The organism is Cupriavidus nantongensis (assembly GCF_041726985.1).
Lineage (GTDB): Bacteria > Pseudomonadota > Gammaproteobacteria > Burkholderiales > Burkholderiaceae > Cupriavidus > Cupriavidus nantongensis_A.
In genome coordinates this window covers 1,624,029-1,637,259 of the sequence record NZ_CP168302.1, presented here as the reverse complement: position 1 = coordinate 1,637,259, position 13,231 = coordinate 1,624,029, and the positions used below count along the sequence as shown (strand labels likewise).

11 protein-coding genes are annotated in these 13,231 nt (G+C 67.5%); all 11 read right to left on the bottom strand.

The window, feature by feature from the left end:
- Nucleotides 1-23: 23 nt before the first annotated feature.
- The gene (cheA, locus tag ACEI37_RS07120; RefSeq protein ID WP_373376058.1) at nucleotides 24-2,027 is read right to left on the bottom strand and encodes a chemotaxis protein CheA; all 2,004 of its coding nucleotides are present in this window, start codon (nucleotides 2,025-2,027) and stop codon (nucleotides 24-26) included.
- Nucleotides 2,028-2,226: 199 nt separating this feature from the next.
- Nucleotides 2,227-3,192 carry a flagellar motor protein MotB gene (gene motB, locus ACEI37_RS07115; RefSeq protein WP_373376057.1) on the bottom strand — a complete coding sequence of 322 codons (966 nt, stop codon included), beginning with the start codon at nucleotides 3,190-3,192 and terminating at the stop codon, nucleotides 2,227-2,229.
- A 33-nt stretch (nucleotides 3,193-3,225) separates the two neighbouring features.
- Nucleotides 3,226-4,089, bottom strand: coding sequence for a flagellar motor stator protein MotA (gene motA / locus ACEI37_RS07110; protein ID WP_012355101.1), 864 nt, complete (start codon nucleotides 4,087-4,089; stop codon nucleotides 3,226-3,228).
- Nucleotides 4,090-4,208: 119 nt separating this feature from the next.
- A complete protein-coding gene (flhC, locus tag ACEI37_RS07105) occupies nucleotides 4,209-4,814 on the bottom strand; it encodes a flagellar transcriptional regulator FlhC (protein ID WP_373376056.1) in 606 nt (201 codons plus the stop codon).
- A complete protein-coding gene (gene flhD, locus ACEI37_RS07100; RefSeq protein WP_010812713.1) occupies nucleotides 4,811-5,128 on the bottom strand; it encodes a flagellar transcriptional regulator FlhD in 318 nt (105 codons plus the stop codon). The genes flhC and flhD overlap by 4 nt, the downstream gene beginning before the upstream one ends.
- A gap of 482 nt (nucleotides 5,129-5,610) precedes the next feature.
- Entirely contained in the window at nucleotides 5,611-6,345 is a 735-nt protein-coding gene (locus ACEI37_RS07095; protein ID WP_111521526.1) for a DUF4088 family protein, read from the bottom strand.
- An 8-nt stretch (nucleotides 6,346-6,353) separates the two neighbouring features.
- Nucleotides 6,354-8,192 carry a methyl-accepting chemotaxis protein gene (locus ACEI37_RS07090; protein ID WP_373376055.1) on the bottom strand — a complete coding sequence of 613 codons (1,839 nt, stop codon included), beginning with the start codon at nucleotides 8,190-8,192 and terminating at the stop codon, nucleotides 6,354-6,356.
- A gap of 116 nt (nucleotides 8,193-8,308) precedes the next feature.
- Nucleotides 8,309-9,952, bottom strand: coding sequence for a methyl-accepting chemotaxis protein (locus ACEI37_RS07085; RefSeq protein WP_373376054.1), 1,644 nt, complete (start codon nucleotides 9,950-9,952; stop codon nucleotides 8,309-8,311).
- A gap of 118 nt (nucleotides 9,953-10,070) precedes the next feature.
- Nucleotides 10,071-10,547, bottom strand: coding sequence for a chemotaxis protein CheW (locus ACEI37_RS07080; protein WP_373376053.1), 477 nt, complete (start codon nucleotides 10,545-10,547; stop codon nucleotides 10,071-10,073).
- A gap of 141 nt (nucleotides 10,548-10,688) precedes the next feature.
- A complete protein-coding gene (locus ACEI37_RS07075) occupies nucleotides 10,689-11,081 on the bottom strand; it encodes a response regulator (protein ID WP_373376052.1) in 393 nt (130 codons plus the stop codon).
- A 165-nt stretch (nucleotides 11,082-11,246) separates the two neighbouring features.
- Entirely contained in the window at nucleotides 11,247-13,220 is a 1,974-nt protein-coding gene (locus tag ACEI37_RS07070) for a putative bifunctional diguanylate cyclase/phosphodiesterase (RefSeq protein ID WP_373376051.1), read from the bottom strand.
- Nucleotides 13,221-13,231: the final 11 nt, after the last annotated feature.

Here is a 13,231-nt window from a genome sequence, read left to right as displayed (position 1 = left end):
ATGTCTTGTTCTCCTGTGATCGATTACTGCTGCAGCGCCGGTTCCTGCCGGCGCACGCCGGTGCGCTGCAGCGCGCCGACATCGACGATCAGCGCCACGCTGCCGTCGCCAAGGATGGTGGCCGCGGAAATGCACGGCACCTTGCGATAGTTGGTTTCCAGGTTCTTCAGCACTACCTGGTGCTGGCCGATCAGCTGGTCCACCAGCAGCGCGAAGCGCTTGCCCTCGGCCTGCAGGATCACGGCGATGCCTTGCGTCGGTTCCTGCAGCGCGTTGGCGACGTTGAACACGCGGTGCATTTCCAGCAGCGGCAGGTATTCGCCGCGCACGTGCATGACGCGGTCGGAATTGGCGGCGGTATGGACGTCTTCGGCCTTGGGCTGCAGCGACTCCATCACGCAGTTCAGCGGCAGGATGAAGGTCTCTTCACCCACCTTGACCGACATGCCGTCCAGGATCGCCAGCGTCAGCGGCAGCACGATGCGGATGGTGGTGCCCAGGCCCGGGCGCGAGCTGATCTCGACATGGCCGCCCATTTCCTGGATGTTGCGCTTGACCACGTCCATGCCCACGCCGCGGCCGGACACGTCGGTGATGACCTCGGCGGTGGAGAAGCCCGGCGCGAAGATCAGCTGCCAGACCTCTTCGTCGGTGATGTTCTCGGACACCGGCAGGCCGTTCTGGATGGCCTTGGCCAGGATGCGCTCGCGGTTCAGGCCGCCGCCGTCGTCGCTGACTTCGATGACGATATTGCCGCCATGGTGCTGCGCGGACAGGATCAGCTGGCCAGTCGCGTCCTTGCCGGCGGCGACGCGCTTGTCGGGGGTTTCGATGCCGTGGTCCAGGCTGTTGCGCACCAGGTGCGTGAGCGGATCGATGATGCGTTCGATCAGGCTCTTGTCCAGCTCGGTGGCCTTGCCGAAGGTGACCAGGTCGATCTGCTTGCCGAGCTTGCTGGCCAGGTCGCGCACCAGCCGCGGGAAGCGCGAGAACACATAGTCCATCGGCATCATGCGGATCGACATCACCGCTTCCTGCAGGTCGCGCGCATTGCGCTCGAGCTGGCCCATCCCGGAGAACAGGCGGTCGAACAGCACCGGGTCCAGCGACGACGCGGTCTGCGCCAGCATCGACTGCGTGATCACCAGTTCGCCCACCAGGTTGATGATCTGGTCGACCTTCTCGGTGGGCACGCGGATCGAGCCTTCGCCGTGCGCGGGCGGGGGGGCCGGCGCGGCCTTGGCTTTCTCGCGCGCGGCAGGGGCCGGGGCCGGCGCGGGTGCAGCAGCCACCGGTGCCGGCGCGGGCGCGGCAACCTCGGCCGGCGCCGCCACCGGCGCATCGGCCGCCTCGATCACGATCTGCTCCATGTCGATCACGAAGCAGCACACCGCGATGATGTCGTCGGCGCTGCATTGGGTGTTGAGCCACACCACCAGTTCGCCGTTGGCTTCCTGCTGCCCGGTGATCTCGCCGAGGTTGGCCAGTTCTTCGCGCAGCAGCGCCTGGTCGGAGGCCGAGACCTTGATCAGGCGGATCTTCAGGCCGCCGCCGGCGGGCGCGGCTGCGGGCGCTGCGGCCGCGACAGGTGCGGGCGCGGGCGCCGGAGCAGGTGCCGCGTCATGGCCGGCGGCTTCCTGCGCCAGCTGCTGCAGCACGGCGCAGATGCGCGCCAGCGTTTCCGGATCGGGTTCGGTGCCGTTGCGGTAGGCGTTGAGCTGGTCTTGCAACACGTCCTTGGTTTCCAGAAAGGTGTCGATGATGGTCCTGGTCAACGCCAGTTCCTGCCGGCGCGTGCGGTCCAGCAGGTTCTCGAAGATATGGGTGGTCTCGGTCAGCGCGGCGAAGCCGAAGGTGGCGGCGCCGCCCTTGATCGAATGCGCCGCGCGGAAGATCGCGTTCAGGTGCTCGGCATCGGGCGCCTCGATGTCCAGGCCGAGCAGCAGCTGCTCCATTTCAACGAGCAGCTCTTCCGCTTCCTCGAAGAAGGTCTGGTAAAACTGAGTGATATCGATATCGACAGACATGGCGTCCTGACTTACCTGCGGTTATTCACTATTTCGCGACAGCGCAACAACTACCACTGTCATTCCCGCGCCGGCGGGACAATGCACCTTTGTGCATTGGACGTCCGCAGGACGGCCCGCAGGGTGAGCGTAGCGAGTAATCCAGCATCTTTAGAAGTCACTGGGTTCCCGCCTTCGCGGGAACGACAAGCATCGTTCTTCATGGTGACGTACCTTTTGAAGGCGCTGCCGGCGCCGACGCCGCCGCCAGCCCGGCCTGCATCTCCTGCGCGGCCTTGCCGGCCTGCGCCGCCACCGTGACCTCGGCCGCGCTGGCGTTCTCGGCCTCGAAGCGCGCCTGCGCCTTCTGGTTCAGCACCACGATACTGATGCGGCGATTCACCGGCGCGAGCAGGTCTTCTTTGTCCAGCGGCATGGTCGCGGCCAGGCCCAGCACGCGCAGAACCTTGCCCTCCTGCATGCCGCCCGCGATCAGCTCGCGGCGCGAGGCGTTGGCGCGGTCGCCGGACAGCTCCCAGTTGCTGTAGGTGCGCTCGCCATTGGAGTAGTTGGCCGCATCGGTATGGCCGGACAGGCTGACCTTGTTGGGCAGCTCGTTCAGCACCGGGCCGATCTCGCGCAGGATGGTGCGCATATAGCTTTCGACCATGGCGCTGCCGGTGCGGAACATGGGGCGGTTCTGCGTATCCAGGATCTGGATGCGCAGCCCTTCGCTGGTGATGTCCAGCAGCAGCTGCGGGCGGAACTGGCGCAGCACCGGATTGTTTTCGATGATCTGTTCCAGGCGCTGCTTGAGCGCGCGCAGGCGCTGCGCTTCCTGCTGCTCGTTGCGGCGCTGTTCGTCGCTGGGGTCGTTGTCGTGCGCGCGCATGATCTCGCCGTCCTTGCGCATCACGTCCATGCCGCCGCCCGGAATCACGCTGGGCGACTGGCTGCTCTTCTCGCCGCCGACGATGGCCACCTTGAGCGGCATGCGGAAGTATTCGGCAATGCCTTCCAGCGTTTTCTTGTTGGCGCTGGACAGCAGCCACAGCACCAGGAACAGCGCCATCATCGCCGTCATGAAGTCGGCGTAGGCAATCTTCCAGCTGTGGTTGCCGTGCGGCCTGGCGTGCGATTTCGCCCGGCGGACGATGATCGGACGCATATCGTGTGCGCTGCTCATGTGGTGCCCCTTGCTGCGTGCGTTGCCGGCTGCTTAGTTCAGGCTCTTCACTTCACGCACGTGGTCGTCGAGCTCGAGGAACGACGGACGCACCGTGGAGTACAGCACCTTGCGGCCGAATTCCACCGCCACCAGCGGCGCGTAGCCGTTCAGGGAGGCCAGTAGCACCACCTTGATGCACTCGTAGACCTTGACGTTCTCGGACACCTGCAACTCGATGCGCGCGGCCAGCGGCGAGATAAAGCCATAGGCCAGCAGGATGCCGAGGAAGGTGCCGACCATGGCGTGCGCGATCAGCGCGCCCAGCTCCGCGGGCGGCAGGTCGGCCGAACCCAGCGCGTGGACCACGCCCATCACCGCGGCGACGATGCCGAACGCGGGCAGGCCATCGCCGACGCGCGACAGCGCATGGGCGGGGATCTCGGCTTCATGGCGGAAGGTCTCGATCTCGTGGTCCATCAGGGCCTCGATCTCGAACGCATTCATGTTGCCGTTGACCATCATGCGCAGGTAGTCGGTGAGGAATTCCATCACCACCGGATCCGACAGGATGCGCGGGTACTGGCTGAACACGCTGCTGGCGGCGGGGTCGGCGATTTCCTTTTCCAGGAACAGGATGCCCTCGCGCCGTGCCTTGGACAGCAGCACGTACAGCAGCGACATGACGTCCAGGTACAGTTCTTTCTTGTACTTGGAACTCTTGAACAGGCCCGGCAGCGCGCGCGCGGTGGCCTTGATGGCCTTGCCGGTATTGGTGGCGATAAAGGCGCCGATGGCGGCGCCCGCGATGATCACCACTTCGGCAGGTTGATATAGCGCGCCCATATGGCCGCCGGTCATGGCGTAACCGCCAAGCACCGCCGCTACCACGACGACATAGCCAAGAACTACTAGCACGATCGGATCCCCGTCTAAAAACGCGCGTCAGCCACGCTCATTGGCCCGATGCACGGGCGCACGGAGAGAATCCGTCCGCCAGCGCAGCAAGCTTGCCAGCCGGCGGACCTTGACCAGGATCAGGCGTTGGTCTGCACGGCGGCGGCGTCTTTCGAGAGCTTCTTCACTTTCCCTGCGCGCGACGGCGGACGGCACAGGCTGCACACGAAGTTCGCGTGCGGCTCATACGCGTGCGTGACAAACTGTCCGCCGCAACACGTGCACCGGGACAGCTGCAGCATGTTGCTCTCGAAGAACCGTACTAACGTCCAGGCCCGCGTGAAACTTAAGACAATTTCACCGCCGAGCAGCGAAACGTGCTCGAGGTAGAGGCGGTAGGCGGCCACCACCGCGCGGATGCCCACGGTCTCGCCTTCCTGCACCATGAACTGGTAGGCAGAGAAGAACAAAGACGAGTGGATATTCGGCAGCCAGGTGGTGAACCAGTCGGTCGAGAACGGCAGCATGCCCTTGGGGGGCGAGACGCCGCGCAGCTCCTTGTACAGGCGTATCAGCCGGTCACGCGACAGCGTGGTCTCGGCTTCAAGCACCTGCAGGCGCGCACCCAGGCCGATCAGCTCGATCGCGAGCTGGGTCTGGTTGGCATCCTGGAGCACGCTCTTGCGGCTGGGAACGGAGGTGGCCGTATAACTCCGGCTTGGCTCGGCCTGCAGGAGCGCGGTCAATTGAGCGACTCCACAGGCTGACGTGCAAGCAGGATCGCGGCGTGGATCTGCTGCATGTCATGGCTCTTGGCCGTGTGGGTCAGAGTAGAGAGAAGCGCATGGTCGTCGAAGCGGAACCTGCACAGCACCATGTTGGATGCCGCCAGCTTGACGAGTTGCGCTGAGGTCAGCTTGGCAAGGATATCCGCAATTTCCTTGCTGACCCCGAGCCTGAACATGGCTTCGACCTGGTTTTCGCGCACAAGGCGTTGCGCGAGCAGCAGATAGGCGAGGTTAACCTCCCTGATCTCCTGGAGAACTTCACTGCTTTCCAATTTATCCCCGCTACCAAAAACCCACCGTGGCCGCTTGTCCGGCGCTTACCGTTGCCCTGGCGGGCCCGGCGACCAGATCGTTTGTTTGCGGCTGGGCGGGTACAACGTACGACTAAGGAACTACGCCCAAGTCCAACTGTAATCAACTCCGTTACAAGTGTTACAGAGTGTAAGCAAGACCGTTACGTTTATATCGGCAATCGCCCCGCAATGCCAATCCCTACTTACGCGGGGGGGAACCAAATGTCGTAGGAAAAAGACATTGGCGCCGCACATTTTGTAACAAGTCACACGTTTGACTTTTGCTTTGGCTCAAGACGGCACGAGCAAAAGCCCTCTGCATCAAACGCGCGGGCACGCCGTTGGTAGCCTGCTGGATTCCTCTATTGACGACGGCCGCGCGGAGTGTATCGCCGCGCACGGTGTTCGTAATACTGTCCAAAATCTCCGGCGCGAATCGGCGTGACGCAGCAGTGCCAGCGTCAATGTCCGAACAATCGGCGCAGCCAGTTCGCGAGCCGCGCGAACACGTCGTCGGGCGCTTCGCGGAACAATGCCGGGCGCACGCGCTCCACCTGCTCCAGCACCCGCGACGCCTCGTCGGGCTGGATCGAGCCATACTCCAGCGCCAGCCCCAGCATGCCGCGCAGCTCGCCCACGCGCGCGCGGCCGGCGGCTTCGTTGTCTTCGGTCTGCAGCGCGTACATCAAGTCATAGGCGCGCTGGCGCAGGCTTTCGGCCAGGCGCCACGCGGGCGTGCGCATGCGCTCTTCCAGCGCGCGCAGGTCTTCGGCCGACGCCGCCACCTGGGTCGCCAGCGCTTCGGTATAGGCGCTATCGGCGCCGCATTCGGCCAGCACCTGCGCCGCCCATTCGCGCGCATGCGCCAGGCGCTGCTCGCCGCTCCAGCCCGGCTGCACCGCCAGGCCGAAGCCGAAGCGCTGGGCGTCGCGCATCAGCGCCGCGAGCGCATTGGGCAGCTGCTTGTCGAACACGCGGCGGGCCCAGCCGTATTCACCCCCGGACAGCAGCCGCGAGACCGCGCGCTCGGTCAGCGGACCGTCATGCTGCAGCAGCCGCGCGCGCAGGAAGTCATGGAACTCGGGCGGCAGGAACTCGCGGTCCAGCCCGGTCGAAACCCCGATGAACTGGTCGAATTCCTTGCGCAGCCTGGCCGCGTCTTCTTGCGGCAGGGCCAGGGTGATATCGGTCGTCATGGCAACACTCAGAACGCGCTCCAGTCGCCGTTGTCGGCCGCGGCGAGCGCGGGACGCGGCGTCATCGCCGCTGCGCGCGGCGCGGCCTTGGCTGGCGCCAGCTCGGCCGCGTCGTGCGGGGCGTCATCGGCGCTGGCGGATTCCGCCTTGGCCATGGGCAGCTTGGCCGCGCGCTTGCTTGCGGCGATGGCACGCACGGCGCCTGCGCGTTGAGTCCTGGCGGGCACCGCGGCGGCGGCCGGCAATACCTCGAAGCGCTCCGCGCGCTCGTCCTCCGCGGCCAGGCGGAAGGTCGACACCGCGGATTGCAGGCGGCTGGCCTGCTCTTCAAGCGCACCGGCAGCGGCAGCGGCTTCCTCGACCAGTGCCGCGTTCTGCTGCGTCACCTCGTCCATCTGCGCCACCGCCTGGTTCACCTGCTCGATGCCCGAGCTCTGCTCGGCCGAGGCCGCGCTGATCTCGCCCATGATGTCGGTCACGCGCTTGACCGCCTGCACGATCTCATCCATGGTCTTGCCGGCCTGGCCGACCAGCGCCGAGCCGTTGTCGACGCGCTCGACCGTGTCGCCGATCAGGCCCTTGATCTCCTTGGCGGCGTTGGCGCTGCGCTGGGCCAGGCTGCGCACCTCGCCTGCGACCACCGCGAAGCCGCGGCCCTGCTCGCCGGCGCGCGCCGCTTCCACCGCGGCGTTCAGCGCCAGGATGTTGGTCTGGAAGGCGATGCCTTCGATCACGCCGATGATGTCGACGATCTTCTTCGACGCATCGTTGATCTCGTCCATGGTCTGCACCACCCGGCCCACCACCTCGCCGCCGCGCAGCGCCGTGTCCGAAGCATTCGCCGCCAGCCCGCTGGCCTGGCGCGCGTTGTCCGCGTTCTGGCGCACCGTGCTGGTCAGCTCTTCCATGCTCGATGCGGTCTGCTCCAGCGATGCCGCCTGCTGCTCGGTGCGCTGCGACAGGTCATTGTTGCCTGCGGCAATCTCGCGCGACGCGCTGCCGATCGATTCGGCCGAGGCCTTGAAATCCCGCACCATGCGCGACAGCTGCTGCTGCATCTGCTGCATCGCGAACACCAGGCTGCTCTTGTCACCGGCGCGCGTGGTCACCGGCTGCGAGAAATCGCCCTCGGCAATGCGTGCGGCAATGGCCGCGGCATACGCCGGCTCGCCGCCCAACTGGCGCGATAGCGCGCGTGCCAGCAGCACGCCCAGCAGCACCGACAGCGCCACCCCGCCGAGCACCAGGCCCAGCATCCACAGGCGCGTTTCGTCGTAGACGCTGCGCGCTTCTTCCATGTTGTTGCGGGCGCGGTCGTCGCGGCGCTTGACCATCTGCAGCATCACCGCTTCCAGCGCGTGGCTGTCCTTGAGCAGGTCGGCGCTTTCGGAGAACACCTGGCTTTCGAACTGCGAGGTATCCAGCGGCTGCTTGCTGACCCGCTCGACATACTTTTCCATGCGCGCGCGGAACGCCGGCGACAGGTCGTGGTACTGCTTGACCAGCGCCTTGCCCTCGGGCTTCTCGAAGGCGCCGGCCACCTGGCGGATGCGCTCGTCCATCGCGGCCAGCGATTTGCCGATCTGCTCCTTCTCGACCGAGCGCTCGCCCATGGTCGATGCCGACAGCAGCGCGATCTGCGAGCGGCTGGCGTAGACCAGGTTGATGTTGGCGTCCTGCACCGCCTTCAGCGCGCGCAGGTCGTCGTGGTAAATCTTGCCGGTCCAGTCGGCCATGCGGCCCATGTTGACGACGCCCAGCAGCCCCATCACGGCGCCGATCACGGCGACCACCAGGAATCCGGCAACCAGCCTGGTCGTGACGCGCAATTGATTGAACCAATGCATAGCAACTCCCCCTTGTAACTGAAGCCTCGGGCACGGCCTGCCGCACCCTGTGTACGCTGGCGGCGCGGTACGCCGCGCCTGCCTTCACTTCGATCTCAACCGCGCCAGTCCCGGGCCTAGGCCCGTGCCAGCACCGCATCGCCGCGGGCCTGCGCAGGCTGGCGCTGCGGCCGCACCTCCGCCTGCATGCTGACGCGGAACGTCGCCACGGCATCGCGCAGCCGCAGCGCCTGTTCTTCCAGCGCGCCCGCCGCGGCGGCCGCTTCTTCGACCAGTGCCGCGTTCTGCTGCGTGCCCTCGTCCATCTGCGCCACCGCCTGGTTGACCTGCTCGATGCCCGAGCTCTGCTCGGCCGACGCCGCGCTGATCTCGGCCATGATGTCGGTGACCGACTTCACCGCCTGCACGATCTCATCCATGGTCTGGCCGGCCTGGCCGACCAGCGCCGAGCCGTTGTCGACACGCTCGACCGTATCGCCGATCAGCCCCTTGATCTCCTTGGCCGCGTTGGCGCTGCGCTGCGCCAGGCTGCGCACCTCGCCCGCCACCACCGCGAAACCGCGGCCCTGCTCGCCCGCGCGTGCGGCTTCCACCGCGGCGTTCAGCGCCAGGATGTTGGTCTGGAACGCAATGCCTTCGATCACACCGATGATGTCGACGATCTTCTTCGACGCATCGTTGATCTCGTCCATGGTCTGCACCACGCGGCCCACCACTTCGCCGCCGCGCAGCGCGGTGTCCGAAGCATTCGCCGCCAGCCCGCTGGCCTGGCGCGCGTTGTCCGCGTTCTGGCGCACCGTGCTGGTCAGCTCTTCCATGCTTGACGCGGTCTGCTCCAGCGACGCCGCCTGCTGCTCGGTGCGCTGCGACAGGTCGTTGTTGCCCGCGGCCACCTGGCGCGTCGCGGTCGAGATGCTGGCCATGCCTTCCTGGATCTCATGCACCACCGACAGCAGGCTGCGCTGCATGGTCTGCATCGCCTGCGCCAGCGCGCCGATCTCGTCGGCGCTGCGGTGCTCGAAGCGCGTGGTCAGGTCGCCCGCGCCCATGCGCAGCGCGAAGTCCAGCATGTCGCGCACCGGCCGGTTCACGCGCGCCAGCAGCATGGTGCCGGCGGCGAAGGACGACGCCAGCGCCAGCGCAAAGCCGCCCCACAGCCACGGGCGCAAGCTGGCCACGGCGGTGCCGCCCAGCGCTTCCACCGCGACCAGCGCGGCCAGGAACCACACCAGCCCGCCGGCCTGGGCCCACAGGATGCGGCGCTTCAGGTTCAGCCGCAGCAACCCCTGCACCAGGCCGCGCAGGCCGGTGCGCACCACCGCGCCGTGGCGGATCGCCAGCCCGTCGGCACGCCCCGCGCGAAAGCGCGCATAGGCGGCGCCCGCGGCCTGCACTTGCTCGCGCGTCGCCATCGAGCGCACCGAGGTGTAGCCCACCACGCGGCCGTCGACGCGCGTCGGCGTCACGGTCGCATTGACCCAGTAGAAGTCGCCGTTCTTGCGGCGGTTCTTGACCACGCCCATCCATGTGCGCCCGGCCTGCAGGTCCTGCCACAGGTCGGCGAACGCCTCGGGCGGCATGTCGGGGTGGCGCACCAGGTTATGCGGCGCGCCCAGCAGTTCTTCCGCCGTAAAGCCGCTGGCCTCGATAAAGGTGCGGTTGGCAAAGGTGATACGGCCCTTGAGGTCGGTGCGCGAGATCAGGTAGTCGGACGGAGACAGCGGATACTCGCGCTGCGTAACGGGTTGGTTGTTTCGCATCTAAGTCTGTACTGCTTGCCTGTGGCGCGCCGCATGGGTCCATGCGGTGCGCACCGCGGGCGGGTTCGGTCCGGCGCGCGGATGGCGCGTGCCGGACGGCGGGGGCGCTACTGCAGGATCAGGACACCGCTTCCAGCGCGGCCAGTTCTTCGGTATTGAGCAGCTTCTCGATATCGACCAGGATCAGCATGCGCTGCTCGACCGAACCCAGGCCGCGGATATAGTCGGTCGCCAGTTCGCCGGAGAAGTGCGGCGTGGGCTTGATCTGCCCGGCGCTCAGCGTCAGCACGTCGGAGACGCCGTCCACCACGATGCCGGTGGTGCGTTCGTTGAGGTCGACGATGATCACGACCGTGTACTGGTCGTAGCTGACATTGGGCTGGCGGAACTTGATGCGCAGGTCGATGATCGGCACGATGATGCCGCGCAGGTTGATCACGCCCTTGATGTAGTCTGGCGCATTCGCGATCTGGGTGACCGACTCGTAGCCGCGGATCTCCTGCACCTTCAGGATATCGACGCCGTATTCCTCGCGGCCCAGGGTAAAGGCCAGGAACTCCTCGCCCGCGCCGTCTGCCTTGTCGATGTGCTGCATCGTCTAGCCCCCCAAATTTGGCTCATGCTGGTGTCTGGCGCCGCAACGGCCAAGGGCCGCTCGCTGCGCCGGGGCGTGACTTCGCCCACCAGTGTTTACGGCAGGATCCGGGGTGACTGAAGGGCGACGCCGCCGCTTTCCTTACCCTTCCGAGGTAGGGGATGCCGCGTCCAGCAGCGCGGCCACGGCCTGCATCAGCCCGTCGGGGTCGAACGGCTTGGGCAGGAAGCCCGACGCGCCCGCGGCGCGGGCCTGTTCGCGGATGCTGCCGTCCTGCTCGGTGGTCAGCATCAGGATCGGCATGCGCGCGTAGCGGGGCGTGGCGCGCAGGTTGCGGATCAGCGTGAGGCCGTCCATGCCCGGCATGACCTGGTCGGTGACCAGCATGCCGAAGTTGCCCGCGACGGCCAGCGCATGTGCCTGGTCGCCGTCAGCGGCCTCGGTCACGTCAAACCCTCCGGCGCGCAGGCAGGCGCCGATCATGCGGCGGAGCGAGGGAGAATCGTCGACGACGAGGATGCTGGGCAGTGACATGGGCGCCTCCGGAGGTGCAGGAACGGGTGGGTCCGCCAGGAACATCGATGGCACGGGCAACGCGGCGGCGACGGACGGGCCGGCGCAGGGCTGGCGCCGACGCGGGCCAGCCTGCCAGAACGGTTATCGGCGGCGTGGCGGCCAGGCTTTAGGCATCAGGCAACATCAGGCCGCGGATTGCGCGGTCAGGGCCTCGGTAAACCCCGCGGCGTCCAGCGGCAGCGACAGCAGGTAACCCTGCACCTCGTCGCAACCCATCTGGTTGAGGATCTCCAGCTGCGAGGCCGACTCCACGCCTTCGGCCACCACCTTCATGCGCAGCTCGTGCGCCAGCGCCACCATCGAGCCGACGATGGCGCGGCCCTGCGCATCGGTATCGAGCCCGCCGATCAGCGTGCGGTCGATCTTGAGCGTGCCCACGCGCAGCCGCTTGAGATAGCCCAGGCTGGAATAGCCGCTGCCGAAATCGTCCAGCGCCACCTGGATGCCGAGCGACTGCAGCTCGGCCAGCGTTTCCAGCGACTTGCCGATGTCCTTCATCGCCGCGGTCTCGGTGATCTCCAGCGTGATCGCCGACGGCGGGATGTCGTGCTGGTGGATCTGTTCCAGCAGGTATTGCGGGAAATTGCGGCTGGCAAAGCGCAGCCCCGAGACATTGATCGCCACCGGCACGGTCGGCACGCCGGCGTCGCGCCACTGGCGCACCTGGCGGCACACGCTGGTCAGGACCCAGTCGTCGAGCTTGTCGATCTGGCCGGACTGCTCGGCCACCGCGATGAACTCGGCCGGGCTGACTTGGCCCAGCGCGGGATGGCGCCAGCGGCACAGCGCCTCGGCGCCGACCACGGTGCGGCGGCGCGCGTCGTACTTGGGCTGGAACTGCAGCGACAGCGCATCGTCCTGGATCGCCACCCACAGGTCGCGCCGGATCACGCGGGTGCGGCGCGCGCGCTCGCCCGCGGCGCTGTTGAACAGCCGTACCTGGTTCGAACCGCTCTGGCGGGCTTCGGCCAGGCTGACGCGGGCCGCCTGCATCAGGGCTTCGGAGGTCTGCGCGTCGCGCGGATAGATGGCGATGCCGATATTGACGCCGATCTGCATTTGCAGCCCGCGCGCGGCGATGAACTCGGCCAGCGAGCCCAGCATGCGCGAGCCCAGTTCCTGCGCGCGCCCATGGTGGACCAGTTCGGGCACGCCTACGGCAAATTCGTCGCGCGCCAGCCGCGCCAGGAAGTCGTGCGGCTCCAGCACGGCCTGCGCCAGCGCGCCGGCGTCCTGGGCCAGGATATCGTCGGCGCGCACTTCGAACACTTCGTCGACTTCGCGGTAGTCGGCGATATGGATCAGCAGCACGGCGCAGCCGGTCTCGGCCAGGCGGGCCTGGCTGATGGCCTGGTCCAGCCAGCGGCCAAAGGCCACGCGGTCCGGCATCACCGTCGCCACGCTGTATTCGCCTACCGTCTCCTGGCCACGCGCGCCGGCACGCACGGTCAGCCGGCCCGGGCGCCCGGGGATGCGCGCGCCGCGCCGCGCCAGGCGCGGCTCGGCGCCGCGATGCAGCTCCGGCAGGTCATCGACAAGTTCGTCGGCCAGCGTGGCTTCGGCGCGCGCCGGTGCCGGCAGCCAGCCGCGCGACTGGGCCCGGTGGACGACGAACAGCAGCGCGCACAGCGCGGTCAGCCCCCCCGCCAGCCAGGCCGGGTGCGGCAGGCCGGCGGCGTCGATGCAGTCGCGCGCGGTCACGGTGCCGGCGCCGCACGAGCGGCCCAGGTGCGTGCCGGCGGCCGCGACCAGCCCGGCCCCGGCCACCACCGCCATCAACGCCGCGCCGCGCCACAGGCGCGCGCCCTGGCGCAGCCACTGCACCAGCAGCTTGACCGCCGTTGTGGCCGCCGCCGCGGCGGCAAAGCTGGCCGCCAGCTGCGCGGTGTCGTTGACGGCCGGCACGCTGCCCGAAAGACCCACTACCAGCACCGGCATGCCGATGCTCAATTGCGACAGCAGCGCCGCCGACCACGTCAGCACGCGCAGCGACCGGCTGCCGGCCGGCTGGTCCGCGCGCCCGGCGCGAACGCCGAGGGCGGCGGCTACGCCCAGCAGGGCAGCCAGCAGCAACAGGACGGAACTCAGGGCAATCATTGGGCTGCGCG